Origin of the sequence: Streptomyces collinus Tu 365 (assembly GCF_000444875.1) — a bacterium.
GTDB lineage: Bacteria > Actinomycetota > Actinomycetes > Streptomycetales > Streptomycetaceae > Streptomyces > Streptomyces collinus_A.
The window spans coordinates 5,201,409-5,220,245 of record NC_021985.1; the positions used below are offsets into that span (position 1 = coordinate 5,201,409).

The following is an 18,837-nucleotide window of genomic DNA, read 5'->3' on the forward strand; positions in this document are numbered from 1 at the left end:
ATGCCGGATGCGCGATAGCCTGACCGCTGGATCTCTCTTGACGCCAAGAGATCGATCATCCGCACGGGGCAGCGAAGCCCCACCGCCAGCTGTCATACGGAGAACGCCATGACCCGCACTCCCGTGAACGTCACCGTCACCGGCGCGGCCGGCCAGATCGGTTACGCCCTGCTCTTCCGCATCGCCTCCGGCCAGCTGCTCGGCGCGGACGTGCCGGTCAAGCTGCGCCTCCTGGAGATCACCCCGGCGCTCAAGGCCGCCGAGGGCACCGCCATGGAGCTGGACGACTGCGCGTTCCCGCTGCTCCAGGGCATCGACATCACGGACGACCCGAACGTGGCCTTCGACGGCGCCAACGTGGCCCTCCTCGTCGGCGCCCGCCCCCGCACCAAGGGCATGGAGCGCGGTGACCTGCTGGAGGCCAACGGCGGCATCTTCAAGCCGCAGGGCAAGGCCATCAACGACCACGCCGCCGACGACATCAAGGTCCTCGTGGTCGGCAACCCGGCCAACACCAACGCGCTCATCGCGCAGGCCGCCGCGCCGGACGTGCCGGCCGAGCGCTTCACCGCGATGACCCGTCTGGACCACAACCGCGCGCTGACCCAGCTCGCGAAGAAGACCGGCTCGACGGTCGCGGACATCAAGCGCCTGACCATCTGGGGCAACCACTCCGCCACCCAGTACCCGGACATCTTCCACGCCACGGTCGCCGGCAAGAACGCCGCCGAGGTCGTGAACGACGAGAAGTGGCTGGCCGAGGACTTCATCCCGACCGTCGCCAAGCGCGGTGCCGCGATCATCGAGGCCCGTGGCGCCTCCTCCGCGGCCTCCGCCGCCAACGCCGCCATCGACCACGTGCACACCTGGGTCAACGGCACCGCCGAGGGCGACTGGACCTCCATGGGCATCCCGTCGGACGGCTCCTACGGCGTCCCGGAGGGCCTGATCTCCTCCTTCCCGGTCACCACCAAGGACGGCAAGTACGAGATCGTCCAGGGCCTGGACATCAACGAGTTCTCCCGCGCCCGCATCGACGCCTCCGTCCAGGAGCTCGCCGAGGAGCGCGAGGCGGTCCGTTCCCTGGGCCTCATCTGAGCCCGACTCGGGCGGTTTCGCCACGAGTGTGCGCGGGCCCTGTTCCGGTTTCGTCCGGAGCGGGGCCCGCGCCCCTTTTCGCCGCTACTGTCGACAGCAGTACAGGGCGGGCGTTTCGGGGGGTTCGTGATGAGCGGATGGAACGGTTGGACGGGCGGGGAGGGGCACGACCCGGGTCCCGAGCGTGAGCCGGGTGCCGACAGAGGCCGGCCGGCCTGGTCGTCCGGGCCGGTCACCCCGCCCGCGTGGGCGTCCGAGGAGACCCGCACCGCGCCCCTGACCCCGGCCGCGGCCCCCGCCGACACCCCGGCACCGCCGCCCTGGGCCACCGCCCCCACGCAGGCGGGCGTCCCGTCCGCACCGGTACCGGACGTGCCGCCGTCCCACCCGCAGGCGTACTCGCCGCCGTACCCGTCGTACGGGCCCGCGCCCGCCCCCCGTTCCGCGCGCGGCGGCCGGATGGTCGCCCTGGTCCTGGCGATGGTGCTGGTCGGAGCCGGGGCCGGCTTCGGGGTCTGGTACCTCGGCCGGGACCGCGGCGGCACCGGTACCCCGGCGGCGTCCGCGCCCGCGACCGGCGTCTCCGCCTCCGCCTCGGAGGCATCGGACGCCTCGGACGACTCCGCCGGCGGCGACCCGTCCGCCGGCTCCGGCTCGTCCCCCGATTCCGGTTCCGGCTCCGGCACGAGTTCCGGCACCTCCTCCGACCCGGCGGCCGCCGACCCGGGCCCGACGGCACCGGCGGGCTACCGCCTCGTCCACGACCCCGTCGGCTACGCCGTCTCCGTACCCTCGGGCTGGACCCGGCGCGAGAAGCGGGGCGAGAAGGCGGCCGTGGTGTTCTACGACTCCCCGTCCGACGGCCGCCAGCTGCAGATCTTCGAGCTGTCCGAGGCCACCGTCACCGAGTCGCTGGACCTCGCCGAGAACGACCCGGGCTACGGCTACGCCCGCGAGCCCGGCTACCAGGCCCTCGACCGCGCCACCGGAGACACCTGGGTGGAGCTGTCCTACCGCTACGACGACCCCGCCAAGGGCGCTCGCCGCGTCGTCGATCACCGCTTCCGTGCGGCCGACGGCACCCTGTACGCCATCCGCGCCAGCGGACCGGAGCGGCTGTCCGACGCTCTGGTGCGGGCACCGCTCACCACGGCCCTGGCCTCGTTCTGCCCGACGGGCGCGGCCTGCGCGTAGTGGTTCAGGAGCGGGGCAGTGCCGCTTCCCGGCCTTCCTGGCCTTCCTGGCCTTCCCGGCCGGCTGTGACCGCGCGGTCGGTGGCGCGGCCGCCGTAGCCGGCGGTCACCAGGGCCGTCGCCGCCAGGACCACCACGGCGACCGTGCGCAGGGCCGGGCCCATGCCGTGGGCGAGGTCGGGGTGGGCGGAGAGGACGGTCCCGGTGACCGCGACGCCGAGGGCGGCGCCGGTCTCGCGGGCGGTGGTGCCCAGGCCGGAGCCGAGGCCCGCCTGGTGCGCGGGGAGCGAGGTGACCACCCCGAGGGTCAGGGCGGGCATCGACAGACCGGTGCCGGCCGAGACGACCAGCAGCCAGCCGGCGTAGGCCCCGTAGGAGGTTCCCGCGTCGACCGTGGAGACGCCGAGCAGACCGAGGCCGATGAGGGCGAGCCCGGTGCCGATGACCGCGCGCGGCCGGTCCGCCCAGCGCGCGGCCAGCCGCTGCGCGAGTGCCATGCCCACGGGCAGCGGCAGGATCGCGACGCCGGTGAGAGCCGCTCCGTAGCCCTTCACCTCCTGCAGGTACTGCGAGTTGACGAAGAACAGGGCGAACAGGCCGAAGAACCCGGTGGCGGTGCCGAGGGAGGCGGCGCGCAGCCGGGAGGAGGCGAAGACGCGCGGGTCGAACAGCGGGGCGGCCGAGCGCAGGGCGTGCACGGTGAACACGGTGAGCAGCAGGGCGCCCGCGGCGAAGGCGCCGAGGATGCGGGCGGAGGCCCAGCCGTAGTCCGGGCCCTCGATGATGCCGAACAGGACCGCGACCAGCCCGGCGGTGAGCAGCAGGGTGCCCACCGGGTCCGGGTGGGCGAGGCGGGAGCGCTCGGTGCGTGGGGTCGTGACGGCGACCGCGGCGGCGAGCAGCGCGGCGAGCGGGACCATGACCGCGAACAGGGCCCGCCAGGACAGGAACTGCCCGGCCAGGCCGCCGCCCAGGTTGCCGGCGGCGCCGCCCAGGCCGAGCGACAGGGTCCAGGCGGCCATCGAGCGGGTCCGGTGCTCGGGCGCGGACAGCCGCATGAGGATCGACAGGGTGGCCGGGGTGATCAGGGCCGCTCCGGCGCCGGACAGGCCACGGCCCGCGATCAGCGCGGCCGGGCCGGTGGCCAGCGCGCTGGTGGTGGCACCCGCCGCGAACAGGCCGAGCCCGGTGAGCAGCGCGCCCTTGTGGCCGAACCGGTCGCCGAGCGCGCCCGCCGGGACGAGGAGCCCGGCGAAGACGATGACGTACGCGTCGACCGTCCACATGATCTCGCTGTGCGCGGGGTGCAGCGAGGACGCGGCGAGCTGCGGGATCAGCAGGTTGACGGCGGCGACCATGCTCTGGGCGACCAGGACGCAGGCGCACAGCGCGAGCAGGGTGGGGCGTTTCAGGGCGTGCACGGGCACGGCTCCTCCCGGGAGCTGAGCGGTTGGTGTGGGATGCCCCGTCACCGTAGGCTCGCCGGTGACCTGCTTTCCAGTGCAACCTTTGCAAGGAACAGTTGCGCATGACGCAATCCACCGGCTCACCCCCCGGCGTCGACCTCAATCTGCTGCTCGCGCTGGACGTGCTCCTGGAGGAGCAGAGCGTCCAGGGCGCCGCGCGCCGCCTGCACCTGTCGGAGCCGGCCATGAGCCGCACGCTGGGCCGCATCCGCAAGGCGCTCGGCGACCCGGTGCTGGTGCGCGCCGGACGGCGGATGGTGCCGACCCCGCACGCGCTGGCCGTGCGCGCCGAGGTCGGCGCGGTCGTGGAGCGGGCCCGGGCCCTGTTCGCGCCGGACCGGGACACCGACCTGCGCACCGTCAGCCGCACCTTCACGATCCTCGGCCACGACACGATCGCCGCCACCCACGGCGCCGCCCTGTTCGCGCGGGCCGCCCGCGAGGCGCCCGGCGTCCGTCTGCGCTTCCTGTCCGAGAGCCACGTGGACGGCCCGTTCCTGCGCCAGGGCACCGCCGATCTGGAGGTCGGCGTGATCGACACCGTCGACCCCGAGGTGCACGTGGAGACCGTGCACGAGGAGCGCATGCTGGGCGTCGTACGGGCCGGGCACCCGCTGCTCGCGGGTGAGCTGACGGCCGCACGGTTCGCGGCGGAGGCCGGCCACCTCATCGTCTCGCGGCGGGGCCGGCAGCACGGGCCGGTCGACGACGCGCTGGCGGCTCTCGGTCTGGAGCGGCGGGTGGTGGGCACCGTCGGCACCTATCCGGCGTCACTCTTCGTGTTGCGCGACACCGACCTGATCGGGCTGATCGGCCACTGGGGCCGCCCGCTGGCCACCACCCTGGGCCTGGTCGCCTTCGAGGTGCCGCTCGAACTCCCCGCGCTCAAGGTCGGGTTCGCCTGGCACCCGCGCCACGACGCCGACCCCGCCCACGCCTGGCTGCGCGACTGCGTACGCGAGGTGCTGCGAAGCGAGCCGCCCGGCCCGTGACCCAGCGTGCCCGCCCGGTCGGCGCCGGGTCGGCTATGTCCGGTTTATCCCCGCCGTTCAGTGACCCCGCTTACTTTCCCCGTCGATCGCGCATGCGGACGACGGGCCCTGGGCAGGCGGTGGCGGTCCCCGAGCGTGACACGACTGTGACACAGGGGCGCGGAACAGGAACGGAAGGCAATACCGATCATGGCGGACAGAACGGAACGACAGGCCCGGGCGACGATCCACGCGGGCGGCGAGTGGCTGGAGGCGGTCTCCGGCGCCACGCGCGACATCCTCGACCCCGCGGACGCCCGGCCGTTCGCCGTGGTCGCCGAGGGCGACGAGAAGGACGCGGAGCGGGCGGTGGCCGCCGCCCGCCAGGCGTTCGACCACGGCCCCTGGCCCGGCACCCCCGTCGCCGAGCGCGCCGCCCTGCTGCGCCGGGTCGCCGGCCTGCTCGTGCGCGACCGCGAGCGGCTCGGCCTGCTGGAGAGCCGCGACGCGGGCAAGACCGCCGAGGAGGGCCGCGTCGACATCGACTGCGTCGCCGACGCCTTCCGCTACTTCGCCGACCTCGTCGCGGCCGAGGCCCCCGGCCGGGTCGTCGACGCGGGCTCACCCGACGTCCACAGCGTCGTCGTGCACGAGCCGGTCGGCGTCTGCGCGCTGATCACCCCCTGGAACTACCCGCTGCTCCAGGCCAGTTGGAAGATCGCTCCGGCGCTCGCCGCCGGCAACACCTTCGTGATCAAGCCCAGCGAGATCACCCCCATGACGACGATCGCGCTGCTCGAACTGCTCACCGAGGCCGGCCTGCCCGACGGCGTGGCCAACCTCGTCACCGGACCCGGCCACACCGTCGGCGCCCGGCTCGCCGAGCACCCCGGCGTCGACCTGGTCTCCTTCACCGGCGGCCTGGCCAGCGGCACCAAGGTCGCCCAGGCGGCCGCCCCGACCGTGAAGAAGGTCGCCCTCGAACTCGGCGGAAAGAATCCCAACGTCGTCTTCGCCGACGCCTGCGCCACCGAGGAGGGCTTCGACACCGCCGTCGACCAGGCCCTCAACGCCGCCTTCATCCACAGCGGCCAGGTCTGCTCGGCCGGCGGCCGGCTCATCGTCGAGGAGTCCGTCCGGGACCGCTTCGTCGCCGAACTCGCCCGCCGCGCCCAGCGGATCCGGCTCGGCCGGGGCACCGAGGACGGCGTCGAGTGCGGCCCCCTCGTCTCCGAGCAGCAACGGGCCAAGGTCGAGGCGTACGTCGCCTCCGCACTCGCCGAGGGCGCGGTGCTGCGCTGCGGCGGCCGGCGTCCCGAACCGGCCCCCGAACGCCCGGAGAGCGGCTACTTCTACGAGCCGACCGTCCTCGACGCCTGCCACCGCGAGATGAAGGTCGTGCGCGAGGAGGTCTTCGGCCCGGTGCTCACGGTGGAGACCTTCCGTACCGAGGAGGAGGCCGTGTTCCTGGCCAACGACACCGAGTACGGCCTCGCCGGCGCCGTGTGGACCGCCGACGCCGGCCGGGCCCGCAGGGTCGCGGGCCGGCTGCGCCACGGCACCGTCTGGATCAACGACTTCCACCCCTACCTGCCGCAGGCGGAGTGGGGCGGCTTCGGCCGCAGCGGCACGGGCCGCGAACTGGGCCCCGCCGGGCTCGCCGAGTACCGCGAGACCAAGCACGTCTACCAGAACCTCGCACCGAAGCCGGTGCGCTGGTTCGCCGGCTGACCCACCCCTCCCGGCCGGCGTCGTGAGCCCGCGGCGCACGAGTCCGGGAGCAGGGCCCCACACTTCCCCGCTCCCGGACTCCGCCTGTCCTCCCACCCCCCAGGAGTAACCACCTCATGCCCGATCGCACCCACGAGTTCGACTACGTCGTCATCGGCGGCGGAACCGCCGGTTCCGTCATCGCCTCGCGGCTGACCGAGGACCCCGACGTCACCGTCGCCGTCATCGAGGGCGGCCCCAGCGACGTCGGCCGCGACGACGTGCTGACCCTGCGCCGCTGGATGGGCCTGCTCGGCGGCGACCTCGACTACGACTACCCGACCACCGAGCAGCCGCGCGGCAACTCGCACATCCGGCACAGCCGCGCCCGGGTCCTGGGCGGCTGCTCCTCCCACAACACCCTGATCTCCTTCAAGCCGCTCCCGTCCGACTGGGACGAGTGGGAGGCGGCCGGCGCCAAGGGCTGGGGCGCCGTCCCCATGGAGGCCTACTTCGCCCGGCTGAAGAACAACATCGTCCCGGTCGACGAGAACGACCGGAATGCCATCGCCCGCGACTTCGTCGACGCCGCCCAGGCGGCGCTCGGCGTGCCCCGCGTCGAGGGTTTCAACCGCAAGCCGTTCACCGAGGGCGTCGGCTTCTTCGACCTCGCCTACCACCCGGAGGACAACAAGCGCTCCTCGGCCTCGGTGGCGTACCTGCACCCGGTGATGGACGAGCGCCCCAACCTCACGCTCTTCCTGGAGACCTGGGCGCACCGCCTGGAGCTGAACGGCACCCGCGCCGAGGGCGTCCACGTGCGCACCAAGGACGGCGAGGAACTGCTGGTCCGGGCCCGCAACGAGGTGCTGCTGTGCGCGGGCGCGGTCGACTCGCCCCGGTTGCTGCTGCACTCGGGCATCGGCCCCCGCGCCGATCTGGAGGCGCTCGGCATCCCCGTCGCGCACGACCTGCCGGGCGTCGGCGAGAACCTGCTCGACCACCCCGAGTCGGTCATCGTCTGGGAGACCCACGGGCCGATCCCGGAGAACTCGGCGATGGACTCCGACGCGGGCCTGTTCGTGCGCCGCGACCCCGAACACCCGGGCCCTGACCTGATGTTCCACTTCTACCAGATCCCGTTCACCGACAACCCCGAGCGCCTCGGCTACGAACGGCCGGAGTTCGGCGTCTCGATGACCCCGAACATCCCCAAGCCCCGCAGCCGCGGCCGCCTGTACCTGACCAGCGCCGACCCGTCGGTCAAGCCCGCCCTGGACTTCCGGTACTTCACCGACGACGAGGACTACGACGCCCGCACCCTCGTCGACGGCATCCGCATCGCCCGCGAGATCGCGAGCAGCGAGCCGCTGGCCGGCTGGCTCAAGCGCGAGGTCTGCCCCGGCCCGGACGTCACGGACGACGCCGAGCTGAGCGAGTACGCCCGCAAGGTCGCGCATACCGTCTACCACCCGGCCGGCACCTGCAGGATGGGCGCCGCCGACGACGAACTCGCCGTGGTCGATCCCGACCTGAGGATCCGCGGCCTCGACGGAATTCGCATCGCCGACGCGTCCGTCTTCCCGACCATGACCGCCGTCAACCCGATGATCGGGGTGCTCATGGTCGGGGAGAAGGCCGTCGACCTGATCGGAGGTGACGTCCGATGACGCTCACGGTACCCACCCGCAAGCCCCCCACCGGGGACGCTCCCGTCTTCTCCGTCGAGGGACTCTGGAAGGTCTTCGGGCCGAAGGCCGACCGCGTCCCCGACGACCCGGACCTCAGCGCGCTCGACCCCGCCGAGCTGCGCACCCGCACCGGCTGCACCGCCGCCGTCCGCGACGTCTCCTTCGACGTGCGCAAGGGCGAGGTGTTCGTGGTGATGGGCCTGTCCGGATCCGGCAAGTCCACCCTCGTGCGCTGCCTGACCCGGCTGATCGAGCCGACGGCGGGCACCATCGCCATCGACGGCGAGGACGTCCGCGCCATGGACCGGACCCGGCTGCGCGAACTGCGCCGCCACCGCGCCGCGATGGTCTTCCAGCACTTCGGCCTACTGCCGCACCGCACGGTCCTGGACAACGTGGCCTACGGCCTGGAGATCCAGGGCGTCGGCAAGTCCGAACGGCGCGAGCGGGCCGCCGAGTTCGTCGAGAAGGTCGGCCTCGCGGGCATGGAGAAACGCCGCCCCGCGCAGCTCTCCGGCGGCCAGCGCCAGCGCGTCGGCCTCGCCCGCGCGCTCGCGGTCGACCCCGAGGTCCTGCTCTTCGACGAGCCGTTCAGCGCCCTCGACCCGCTGATCCGGCGCGACATGCAGGACGAGGTGGCCCGCCTGCACCGCGAGGAGGGCCGCACCATGGTCTTCATCACGCACGACCTGTCCGAGGCCCTGAAGCTCGGCGACCGCATCGCCCTGATGCGCGACGGCCGCGTGGTCCAGCTCGGCACCCCGGAGGAGATCGTCGGCTCCCCGGCCGACGACTACGTCCGCGAGTTCGTCCGCGACGTGCCGCGCGAGCAGGTCATGACGGCCCGTACGGCCATGCGCCCGGCCGCCCTGGAGGAGGCGGGCTCCGGCCCCGCCATCGGCCCGGACGCCACGGTCGCCGAGGCCATCGAGGCGGTGGCCCGCGCCGGCAGCCCGGCCCGCGTGATGGACGACGGCAGGTGCCTGGGCGTGGTGGACCAGGACCGCCTGCTCGGGGTCGTGGCCGGCGTCGACACCGACGTCCCGGCCACCGAGGGCGCGGCCGCCGGGACCACGGCCACCGGCACCGAGGGCCCGGACGCCGACGCCGGGGCCCCGGACCCGCTCCCCGGCCCACCGGCCCCCCGCACCAGTCCGGAGGTCGTCTGATGGCCACGATCGCCGCCCCGGCCTCCCGCCCGGCCCTGCCCGGCCCGCTCAGAAACCGCGCCGCGGCCAAGCTGCTCGTGCTGGCCGTCGTCGCCGCCGTCGCCGTACCCCTGCTGCACAGCCGCTGGGGGAGCGGCGCCTGGCCGCACGCGCTCACCGTCGACCTGTCCAAGCCGCTCACCGGCGCCAGCAACTGGGTCATCGACAACCGCGACAGCCACCCGCTGTTCCTCTACTTCTTCGGCTACATCAGCAACGCGGTCGTGCTCTCCGTGCGCGGCGTCTACCTGACCCTGCTCGCCGCCGGCTGGATGGGCGTCACCGCCTTCACCGCCCTGGTCGCCTGGCGGGTCGCCGGGGTCCGCCTGGCCGCCGGCACCGCCGTCGCCTTCCTGGCCTGCGGAGCGCTCGGCATGTGGGTGCCCACCATGCAGACGCTCGCGCTGATGGTCGTCGCCGTGCTCGTCTCCGTGGCCGTCGGCGCCCTGCTCGGCCTGGCCGCCGGCCTCTCCGACCGCCTGGACCGCGCCCTGCGCCCGGTGCTGGACACCATGCAGGTGCTGCCGGCGTTCGCGTACCTCCTCCCCGTCGTCCTGGTCTTCGGCATCGGCGTCCCCGCGGCCGTGCTCGCCACCGTCGTGTACGCCGCCCCGCCGATGGCCCGCCTGACGGCGCTCGGTCTGCGCGGAGCCGACCCCGAAGTCCTGGAGGCGGTGGAGTCGCTCGGCGCCACCGCCCCGCAGCGGCTGCTCACCGCCCGCATCCCGCTGGCCCGCAAGGAACTCCTGCTCGGCCTCAACCAGACCATCATGATGGCGCTGTCCATGGCCGTCATCGCCTCGGTGATCGGCGCCGGCGGCCTCGGTGACCGCGTCTACCAGGCGCTCGCCTCCGTCGACGTGGGCGCGGCCCTCGCGGCCGGCATCCCGATCGTGCTGCTCGCCGTCGTCCTGGACCGCGTCACCGCGGCGGCCGGCGACGGCACCACCCGCTCGCGCACCATCGGCCTGCCCTACGCGCTCGCCGTCACCGTGGCCGTCGCCGTGGGCGGCCGGCTGCTCGGCCGCCTGGACTGGCCGTCCTCCTGGACCCTGGCCATCGCCGAGCCCGTCAACCGTGCCGTCGACTGGATGACCGCCCACCTCTACTCCGGCGTCCCCGTCGTCGGCGGCACCGCGGACTGGGCCGGCCACTTCACCACCTGGATCCTGGACCCGGTCCGGGCCGGCCTGCAGTGGCTGCCCTGGTGGGCGGTGCTGCTGCTGGTCGCCGCCGCGGCCTGGCTGATCGGCACCTGGCGCACCGCCCTGACCGCCGTGCTCGCCATGGCCGCGATCGGTGTCCTGGGCGTGTGGCAGCCCTCCCTCGACACGCTCTCGCAGGTGCTCGCGGCCGTCGCCGTCACGCTCGTCCTCGGCTTCGCGACCGGCATCGCCGCCGCCCGCAGCGACCGCGTCGAACGGGTCCTGCGCCCGGTGCTGGACGTCTTCCAGACCATGCCGCAGTTCGTGTACCTGATCCCGGTCGTCGCCCTGTTCGGCGTCGGCCGCGCCCCCGCCGTCGCCGCGGCCGTCGTCTACGCCCTCCCGGCCGTCGTGCGGATCACCACCCAGGGCCTGCGCCAGGTCGACGCCGCCGCCCTGGAGTCCGCGCGCTCGCTCGGCGCCACCGGCCGCCAGCAGCTCTGGCAGGTGCAACTGCCGCTCGCCCGGCGGTCGCTGCTGCTCGCCCTCAACCAGGGCGTGGTCCTGGTCCTCGCCGTCGTCATCATCGGCGGCCTGGTCGGCGGCGGCGCCCTCGGCTACGACGTGGCCTTCGGCCTCGCCCAGGGCGACCTGGCGACCGGCCTGGTCGCCGGAGCCGCCATCGTCTGCCTCGGCCTGATGCTCGACCGGGTGACCCAGCCGACCGGACGCCGGCCGACGAAGGGAGCCTGACATGCGATTCCGTACGACCCTCACGGTGACTGCGGGCACGTCCGCGCTCGCGCTGCTCACCGGCTGCGGCGCCGCCGACATGACCAAGCAGGCCTCGCCGTTCGCGAACGCCCGGGGCGCGAAGTCCGTGACCCTGTCCGTGCAGTCGTGGGTGGGCGCCCAGTCCAACGTGGCCGTCGCCCAGTACCTGCTCGAACACAAGCTGGGCTACCGCGTCGACACCGTCCAGGTGGACGAGGTGCCCGCCTGGGACGCGCTCAGCCAGGGCCGCGTCGACGCGATCCTGGAGGACTGGGGCCACCCGGACCAGGAGAAGCGGTACGTCACCGACAAGCGGACCATCACGCGCGGCGGCGACCTCGGCGTCACCGGGCACATCGGCTGGTTCGTGCCGACGTACCTCGTCAAGCAGCACCCCGACATCACCGACTGGAAGAACCTCGACAAGTACGCCTCGCTGTTCCGCACCGCGGAGAGCGGCGGCAAGGGCCAGCTCATGGACGGCTCGCCGTCCTACGTCACCAACGACAAGGCGCTGGTGAAGAACCTGAAGCTGGACTACCAGGTCGTCTTCGCCGGCTCCGAGGCGGCGCAGATCACCCAGATGAAGCAGTTCGCCAAGGAGAAGAAGCCCTTCCTGACCTACTGGTACTCGCCCCAGTGGCTGTTCAGGAAGGTGCCCATGACGGAGGTGAAGCTGCCGCCGTACAAGGAGGGCTGCGACGCGGACGCGGCCAAGGTGGCCTGCGCCTACCCGCACACCCCGCTGCAGAAGTACCTCAACGCCGGGTTCGCGAAGTCCGGCGGCAGCGCGGCCGCGTTCCTCAAGAAGTTCAAGTGGACGACGGAGGACCAGAACGAGGTCTCCCTGATGATCGCCGACCAGAAGCTGTCGCCCCAGGAGGCGGCACGCAAGTGGGTGGACGGCCACCCCTCGGTGTGGAAGCGGTGGCTGTCCTGAGCCGGCTCAGCGCAGTGCGGCGGCGATCTCGCGCAGCGCGGCCGCCGACCGCCGCTGGAGTCCCGGCCCGAACGTGACGCGGGTGGCCCCGAGTTCGCCGAGCACGGCGGGCGAGGGGCCCTCGCCGTCCGCCCGGGCCAGCATGTTGAGCGGGCCGGCGATGCCGGACCGCAGCAGGGGCAGCACGTCGGCCGGGGCGAGGATCGGGTACACGCAGTCCGCGCCCGCCGCCACGTAGGCCGCGGCCCGCTCGATGGCCCGTTCGGGATCGCCGTCGCCGTGCACGAAGGTGTCGACGCGGGCGTTGACGAAGAGCCGGTCGGCGGCGGCCGCGCGCACTTCGGCGAGGTAGTCGGCGTGCCGGCGCATGTCCCGCAGGACGCCCCCGGGCCCGGAGTCCTCCAGGTTGCAGCCGACGGCGCCGGCCTCCAGCAGCCGCTCCACCAGTTCCTTCGGCGCGAGCCCGTAGCCGCCCTCGACGTCCGCCGACACCGGTACGTCCACGGCCCGGGCGATCCGGGCGACGGCGGCGAACATCTCGTCGGCGGGGGTCGCGCCGTCCTCGTACCCGAGACAGGCGGCGACCCCGGCGCTGGGCGTGGCCAGCGCCGGGAACCCGGCCTCGGCGAACACCCGGGCGCTCGCCGCGTCCCAGGGGCCGGGCAGCACCAGCGGGTCGCCGTGCGGGCGCCCGCGGTGCAGCGTGCGGAACAGGTCCGTCTTGTCCGTGGCCGGTGCGCTCATGGCCGGTACCCTCCCGGTGGGACGCGGCGGCTGACCATCAGGCGGTTCCAGCCGTTGATGACGGTGATCAGCCCGATGAGGTGGGCCAGTTCACCCTGGTCGAAATGCTCGGCGGCGAAGTCGTACACCTCGTCGGGCACGAACCCGTCCGTCAGCACGGTGACCGCCTCGGTCAGCGCCAGGGCGGCCCGTTCCCGCTCGCTGTAGCGGTCCCCGGCCTCCTCCCAGGCGTCGAGCAGCGCGATCCGCTCCTCGGAGCCGCCGTGCTCCCCGGCCAGCCTGAGGTGCATGTCCAGGCAGAAGGCGCAGTGGTTGAGCTGTGAGGCGCGGATCATGACCAGCTCGGCCAGGGCCGGATCGCCGAAGCCCCGCTTCGCGGCCGCGCTCAGCGCCGACATGGCCCGGCCGACCTCGCGGTCGAGCGTCTGTGTCCGGTGTGTCCGGCTCACTGGTGACCCGGCTCGTAGTGGCCCGGCACCATCCGGGTGGCCACCCCGAACCGGTTCCACGCGTTGATCACCGCGATCGCGGCGATCAGCTGCGCCAGCTCGGCCTCCTCGAAGTGCCCGGCGGCCCGCTCGTACACCTCGTCCGGCACGAAGCCGTCGGTGAGCACGGTGACGGCCTCGGTCAGTTCGAGCGCGGCCAGCTCCTTCTCCGTGTAGAAGTGCCGCGACTCCTCCCACGCGCTGAGCTGCACGATCCGCTCCACGCTCTCGCCGGCCGCGAGCGCGTCCTTGGTGTGCATGTCGAGGCAGAAGGCGCAGTGGTTGAGCTGCGAGGCGCGGATCTTCACCAGCTCGTACAGCGTGGGGTCCAGGCCCCGCCTGGCGGCCGCGTCCAGGCGGATCATCGCCTTGTAGACCTCGGGCGCGTGCTCGGCCCAGGCCAGCCGGGGGGCGTGTTCGGTGGCGTACTCGACGGTTTCCTGTGCGGTGCTCATGACTCGACCCTAGGAGCCGGGAAGCCCAGGAGTATGGTCCATTTCCATGGCGGATTCATGGGCCACTCTGGGGGTCGACCTCCACCTGGAACCGGCCGGCTCCCACGGGCTGCGCAAGGGTCTCACCGACGCGCTGCGGGACGCGGTGCGCACCGGACGCCTCGCCCCCGGCACCCGGCTGCCGTCCTCCCGCGGCCTCGCCGCCGACCTGGGCCTGGCCCGCAACACCGTCGCCGAGGCCTACGCCGACCTGGTCGCCGAGGGCTGGCTCACCGCCCGGCAGGGCTCCGGTACCAGCGTCGCCACAGGGGTGCCCGGCACGCCCTCCGGCCCACGGGACAGGGCGGTCCCGCCGTCGGCGCGGGGTGTGCCGCGCCGGCGCCGCGAGCCCGGCCGGCCCGTCCACAACCTCGTCCCCGGCACCCCCGACCTCGCCGCCTTCCCGCGCGCCGAGTGGCTCAGGGCCGCCCGCCGCGCCCTGGCCACCGCACCCTTCGACGCCCTCGGCTACGGCGATCCGCGCGGCCGGCCCGAACTGCGCACCGCCCTCGCCGGCTACCTCGCCCGCGTCCGGGGCGTGCGCACCGACCCCGGGGCCGTCGTGATCACCGCGGGCTTCTCGCACGCGCTGCGCCTCCTCGGCACCGTGCTGCGGGCGCGCGGGGCGCGGACGGTGGCGGTGGAGTCGTACGGCCTCGACGCCCACTGGGGGCTGCTGCGGGACGCGGGCCTGACGGCCCGCGCACTGCCGTACGACGGACTCGGCACCGACACGGGCGCGTTGGGCGACGAGGGTGCGGTCCTGGTCACGCCCGCCCACCAGTTCCCGATGGGCACCCCGCTGCACCCCGACCGGCGGGCCGCCGTCGTGGAGTGGGCGCGCCGGACCGGCGGGCCGGTCCTGGAGGACGACTACGACGGCGAGTTCCGCTACGACCGCCAGCCCGTCGGGGCCCTCCAGGGCCTCGCCCCCGACCGGGTCGTGTACCTCGGCACCGCCAGCAAGTCCCTCGCCCCCGGCCTGCGCCTCGGCTGGATGGTGCTGCCCCCGTCCCTGCTGGAGGAGGTGACCGCCGCGAAGGGGTCCATCGACACCTGCGGGGTGCTGGACCAGCTGACCCTGGCCGAGTTCATCACCTCCGGCGCCTACGACCGCCATGTGCGCTCCGCCCGGCTGCGCTACCGGCGCCGCCGCGACGCCCTCGCCGCCGCCGTCGCGGACCGCGCGCCCGAGGTCCGGGTCACCGGCATCGCGGCCGGCCTGCACGCCGTGCTGCGCCTGCCGCCCGGCACCGAGCAGTCGGTCGTCCAGGCCGCCACCTGGCAGGGCCTGGCCCTGCACGGCCTGTCCTTCCACCGCCACCCCACGGCGGTGGCCGAGCCGTTGGACGCCCTGGTGGTGGGCTACGCGACCCCACCGGACAGCGCGTGGACGGGAGCACTGGAGGCGCTGTGCCGGGTGCTGCCGTGAGGGGCGCGTCCGCGGTGGGCGCTGCCGTGAGGGGCGTGTCCGCGGTGGGCGCTGGTGTGAGAGGCGGGGCGTCCGCGGCGGGCGCTGGTGTGACGGCCCGGTGGTGGCCGGGGCGGGGCCGGCCGTGCGGGCGGTCCAGTCCGCGCGTCGGGTGCGCCCGCACGGGCCGGTGACGCTTGCGTCGGGTTCGGTCGCGCGGGGCGGGCGGCTCCTGCGGCGGGTTCGGTGGTGAGGGGCGGAGATGCCCATGCGTATGGTCCGGCCGCGCGGGGCGCGTGGCTCGCGCGTCGGGTCCGGAGGCGACGACCGGTGGTGTCCATGCGCCGGGTTCGGTCGCGCCGGGGCGGTGATGGCAGGCGGGTGCTGCCGGCAGCGGCGGCGGCGTCCGCGCTTGCTCGGGTCGTGCGGGCGGTGAAGCCCGCGCGTCCGGTGCGGCCGTGCGGGTTGACGCCTGCTCAGGCCCGGCGGCGAAGGTCGGGGACGGCGGGCGTCAGCGCCGTGGGTGGCGATGCGTCTGCGCATCAGGCCCCGCCGCGCAGAGCCCGTGACCGTTGCGGCGGTTCGGTGCTGAGGGGCGGTGGCGGCGGCCGACGTCCGCGGCAGGCCCCGCCAACGGCGGCCGATGGCTGGTGGCCTTCGCCGTAGCCGTCGGCGGTACGGCCGGTGGTGGTCGCGTGGGTCCGTGGGTGGCGGTGGTCGATCAGTGGGCGGACGCGTTCTCGGGTTCGGTCCGGTCCACCGGGGGTGGTGCCTCGCCGAAGCGGGCCAGGGCCAGGGCGCCTGCCACGGCCACCGCGAAGCCCAGGACCGCCAGCCAGGCCAGGCCCTCGCGGGTGCGGTCGCCGAGCCAGACGACGCCCACCGCGGCCGGGCCGATCGTCTCGCCGATCACCATGCCGGCCGTGGCCGTCGTCACCGAGCCGCGCTGGAGGGCCGAGGTCAGCAGGATGAACGCGGCGGCGCCGCCGGTGAGCAGGGCGTAGACCGCAGGGTCGGCGACCAGGTCGGCCGGCCGCAGCGAGTCGATCAGGCGGACCGACACCTCCACCACCCCGAACCCGAAGCCCGCACCCAGCCCCAGCACCAGGGCCCGCAGCCGCCCGGAGAGCCGCCCGCCCAGCAGCGCGAGCACCAGCATGCCCACGGCCGTCGCGAGCATCGCCCACTCCAGCGCGGCCGACCCCTGCTCCCCGCCCTCCGGCCCGGACGCCAGCCCCAGCATCGCCAGACCGGCGCAGACCACGCCCACCGCGCCCCACTCCGTGCGGCTCAGCCGCACCCGCAGCAGCCGTGCCGCGACCACCGCCGTGACCGCGAGACTCGACGCGAGGGCCGCGCTGACCGCGTAGATCGGCAGGGACCGCAGGGCCGCGATCTGGAACAGGAACCCCAGCCCGTCCAGTGCCAGCCCGGCCAGGTACCGCCACTGCCGCAGCGCCCGCAGCAGCAGGGCCGCCTCGCCGCCCCCACCCGTCCCGGCGTCCCGCGCGGCGATCGCCTGCAGCACGGTCGCCGTGCCGAAACAGAGAGCCGCGGCCAGGGCGCACACCATTCCAAAGAGCACGAAGCGACTCTAGGCGAGGACGCGACCCGTACCCCCGCCCGGGCCCCGGCTCACACCGGTCTCTAGGCTGACCGCCGCACACAGGCAGCGAACGGGGGAGACACCACCATGGCGCACACCCGCCCCGAGATCCGCGGACAGCTCCGCTCGACCACGGTCGTCCTCGGCGGAATGGGCCTGCTCGCCGCCGCCCTGACCGCCTGCTCGTCCGAACCCGACAAGCGCTGCGTCGACCGCGACAGCTACCAGATGGCCAAGGGCTACAAGGTCGTCTCGGACCGGAACTGCAAGACCGCCAAGTCGTCCGTGCACGCAGGCTGGTACTACGGCGGCGAGAAAAAGGGCTCCTGGGTCGGCGACGGCTCCTTCACCAAACCCGGCAAGGGCTCGGGCGGCTCCTCCGGCGGCGGCGGCGTCCACCGCGGCGGCTTCGGCGGCGGCCACGGCGGCTCCGGCGGCTGAGCGGCACCCGCGCCATGGAACGCCGTACCACCACGCCCCGCCCCGGGTGGCAGCAGACCGTCGAGGCACAGGGAGTCGTCTACCCCCTGACCCGCCATCCCGACGGCTCGCTGCGCCCCTACTGGGACGAGAGCGCCTACTACGTCTTCGGCCTGGAGGAGGTCGAGGCGCTGGAGGAGACCGTCGCGGAACTGCACCGCATGTGCCTCGCGGCCGCCGCGCACCTCGTGGCCGAAGACCGCCTGGCCGACCTCGGCATCACCGATCCGCGGGTCGCCGGGGCCGTCACCGAGTCCTGGCGGCGCCGCGCCGAACTCCCCGCCGTCTACGGCCGCTTCGACCTGCGCTACGACGGGACCGGCCCGGCGAAGCTGCTGGAGTACAACGCCGACACGCCCACCTCCCTGGTCGAGGCCGCCTCACCGCAGTGGTTCTGGATGGAGGAGCGCTTCCCCGGCGCCGACCAGTGGAACTCCCTGCACGAACGGCTCGTCGACGCCTGGCGCGAGCAGGCCGCGCTGCTCCCGCCGGGCAGTCCGCTGCACTTCGCGCACTCCAGCGCCGACGAGCTGGGCGAGGACCTGATGACGGTCGCCTACCTCAAGGAGACCGCCGAGCAGGCCGGGCTCGCCACCGACTGGATCTCCATGGAGGAGATCGGCTGGGACACCCTCTCCGGCCGCTTCGTGGACAACGGGCTCCGCTTCATCCGCAGCGTCTTCAAGCTCTACCCCTGGGAGTGGCTCACCACCGACCTCTTCGCCGGCCACGTCCTGGACACCCTGGACAACGGCGGCGGCACGGGCAGCACCCTGTGGATCGAACCCGCCTGGAAGATGCTCCTGAGCAACAAGGCCCTGCTGGCGATCCTCTGGGAGCTGTACCCCGGCCACCCGAACCTGCTCCCGGCCTACCTGGACGGGCCCCGCGAACTGGCCGCGTCGACCGGCTGGGTCGCCAAGCCCCTGCTGGGCCGCGAGGGCGCGGGCGTCACCGTGCACGAGCCGGGCACCGCGGCCGCCGCCCGCGAGGAGGCCTGCTGCTATCAGGGTCTCGCCCCGCTGCCCGCCTTCGACGGCAACCACGTCGTCCTCGGCGCCTGGGTCGTCCGGGACGAGCCGGCCGGCCTCGGCATCCGCGAGTCCTCGGGGCTGATCACCGACGAGTACGCGCGCTTCGTACCCCACGTGATCCTCTAGCCGGAGCCTTCGGCGGGGTACTCCCCGGGAGCCCGGGCCCCGGAGCCCGTCACCGGTGGCACCCTTCCCGTTCGCCGTTCCCGTTCGCCGTTCCCGCCGTCGCTCGCATGGTGGACGCGGGACCTCCCCGTTCCGGCGTGCCCGGTAGGCTGATCAGCGGGCCGTGACTGGCGCGCTGGGATGGGACGGACCATCGGGGAGCGGCCCGAGCGGGAATTCAGTGCCGTGCGCCTGGGCCGAACGTGAACGCCGAAACGC

General features: G+C 74.1%; 16 protein-coding genes and 1 riboswitch. Of the genes, 11 read left to right on the forward strand and 5 right to left on the reverse strand.

Going from position 1 to position 18,837, the window contains the following annotated elements; all coding sequences use genetic code 11:
- Positions 1-108: 108 nt before the first annotated feature.
- Together B446_RS22745 and B446_RS22750 are read left to right on the forward strand one after the other, a co-directional pair.
- Positions 109-1,098, forward strand: a complete 990-nt coding sequence (locus tag B446_RS22745) for a malate dehydrogenase (protein ID WP_020941770.1) — start codon at positions 109-111, stop codon at positions 1,096-1,098.
- A 129-nt stretch (positions 1,099-1,227) separates the two neighbouring features.
- Positions 1,228-2,292 (forward strand): hypothetical protein, encoded by a 1,065-nt coding sequence (locus B446_RS22750; RefSeq protein WP_020941771.1) that lies wholly within the window; start codon positions 1,228-1,230, stop codon positions 2,290-2,292.
- Between the two features lie 4 nt (positions 2,293-2,296).
- Here the strand turns inward: B446_RS22750 and B446_RS22755 are convergent, their stop codons facing one another.
- The gene (locus B446_RS22755) at positions 2,297-3,718 is read right to left on the reverse strand and encodes an MFS transporter (RefSeq protein WP_052352176.1); all 1,422 of its coding nucleotides are present in this window, start codon (positions 3,716-3,718) and stop codon (positions 2,297-2,299) included.
- 101 nt (positions 3,719-3,819) lie between these two features.
- Between B446_RS22755 and B446_RS22760 the strand changes: the two genes are divergently transcribed.
- From B446_RS22760 to B446_RS22785, 6 genes are all read left to right on the forward strand, one after another.
- Entirely contained in the window at positions 3,820-4,749 is a 930-nt protein-coding gene (locus tag B446_RS22760; protein ID WP_020941773.1) for a LysR family transcriptional regulator, read from the forward strand.
- A gap of 189 nt (positions 4,750-4,938) precedes the next feature.
- Complete coding sequence (locus tag B446_RS22765; RefSeq protein WP_020941774.1) at positions 4,939-6,459, forward strand: aldehyde dehydrogenase family protein; 1,521 nt, start codon at positions 4,939-4,941, stop codon at positions 6,457-6,459.
- Positions 6,460-6,575: 116 nt separating this feature from the next.
- On the forward strand, positions 6,576-8,108 hold the full coding sequence (locus B446_RS22770; RefSeq protein WP_020941775.1) for a GMC family oxidoreductase: 1,533 nt from the start codon (positions 6,576-6,578) through the stop codon (positions 8,106-8,108).
- Positions 8,105-9,298: a quaternary amine ABC transporter ATP-binding protein gene (locus tag B446_RS22775; RefSeq protein ID WP_020941776.1), complete on the forward strand. Its 1,194-nt coding sequence runs from the start codon at positions 8,105-8,107 to the stop codon at positions 9,296-9,298. The genes B446_RS22770 and B446_RS22775 overlap by 4 nt, the downstream gene beginning before the upstream one ends.
- Positions 9,298-11,235 carry an ABC transporter permease gene (locus B446_RS22780; RefSeq protein WP_020941777.1) on the forward strand — a complete coding sequence of 646 codons (1,938 nt, stop codon included), beginning with the start codon at positions 9,298-9,300 and terminating at the stop codon, positions 11,233-11,235. Before B446_RS22775 ends, B446_RS22780 begins: the two co-directional genes overlap by 1 nt.
- 1 nt (position 11,236) lies before the next feature.
- Positions 11,237-12,196, forward strand: a complete 960-nt coding sequence (locus B446_RS22785) for an ABC transporter substrate-binding protein (protein ID WP_020941778.1) — start codon at positions 11,237-11,239, stop codon at positions 12,194-12,196.
- A gap of 6 nt (positions 12,197-12,202) precedes the next feature.
- Here the strand turns inward: B446_RS22785 and B446_RS22790 are convergent, their stop codons facing one another.
- The 3 genes from B446_RS22790 to B446_RS22800 are packed head-to-tail and all read right to left on the reverse strand — an operon-like array spanning position 12,203 to position 13,883.
- Positions 12,203-12,940: an isocitrate lyase/PEP mutase family protein gene (locus B446_RS22790; RefSeq protein ID WP_020941779.1), complete on the reverse strand. Its 738-nt coding sequence runs from the start codon at positions 12,938-12,940 to the stop codon at positions 12,203-12,205.
- Positions 12,937-13,389: a carboxymuconolactone decarboxylase family protein gene (locus tag B446_RS22795; protein ID WP_020941780.1), complete on the reverse strand. Its 453-nt coding sequence runs from the start codon at positions 13,387-13,389 to the stop codon at positions 12,937-12,939. Before B446_RS22795 ends, B446_RS22790 begins: the two co-directional genes overlap by 4 nt.
- Complete coding sequence (locus B446_RS22800) at positions 13,386-13,883, reverse strand: carboxymuconolactone decarboxylase family protein (RefSeq protein WP_020941781.1); 498 nt, start codon at positions 13,881-13,883, stop codon at positions 13,386-13,388. The genes B446_RS22795 and B446_RS22800 overlap by 4 nt, the downstream gene beginning before the upstream one ends.
- Positions 13,884-13,929: 46 nt before the next feature.
- Here B446_RS22800 and B446_RS22805 point away from each other — a divergent pair, with 46 nt between their 5' ends.
- Positions 13,930-15,354, forward strand: coding sequence for a PLP-dependent aminotransferase family protein (locus B446_RS22805; RefSeq protein ID WP_020941782.1), 1,425 nt, complete (start codon positions 13,930-13,932; stop codon positions 15,352-15,354).
- A gap of 700 nt (positions 15,355-16,054) precedes the next feature.
- On the opposite strand, the gene B446_RS22810 is transcribed toward B446_RS22805, so the two are convergent.
- Positions 16,055-16,906 carry a DMT family transporter gene (locus tag B446_RS22810; RefSeq protein WP_020941783.1) on the reverse strand — a complete coding sequence of 284 codons (852 nt, stop codon included), beginning with the start codon at positions 16,904-16,906 and terminating at the stop codon, positions 16,055-16,057.
- Positions 16,907-17,026: 120 nt separating this feature from the next.
- On the opposite strand from B446_RS22810, the gene B446_RS22815 reads away from it, so the two are divergent.
- Both B446_RS22815 and B446_RS22820 read left to right on the forward strand, forming a co-directional pair.
- Complete coding sequence (locus B446_RS22815; RefSeq protein WP_020941784.1) at positions 17,027-17,380, forward strand: hypothetical protein; 354 nt, start codon at positions 17,027-17,029, stop codon at positions 17,378-17,380.
- Positions 17,381-17,394: 14 nt separating this feature from the next.
- Positions 17,395-18,579, forward strand: a complete 1,185-nt coding sequence (locus B446_RS22820) for a glutathionylspermidine synthase family protein (RefSeq protein ID WP_020941785.1) — start codon at positions 17,395-17,397, stop codon at positions 18,577-18,579.
- A 153-nt stretch (positions 18,580-18,732) separates the two neighbouring features.
- A riboswitch (ZMP/ZTP riboswitch) is annotated at positions 18,733-18,823 on the forward strand.
- Positions 18,824-18,837: the final 14 nt, after the last annotated feature.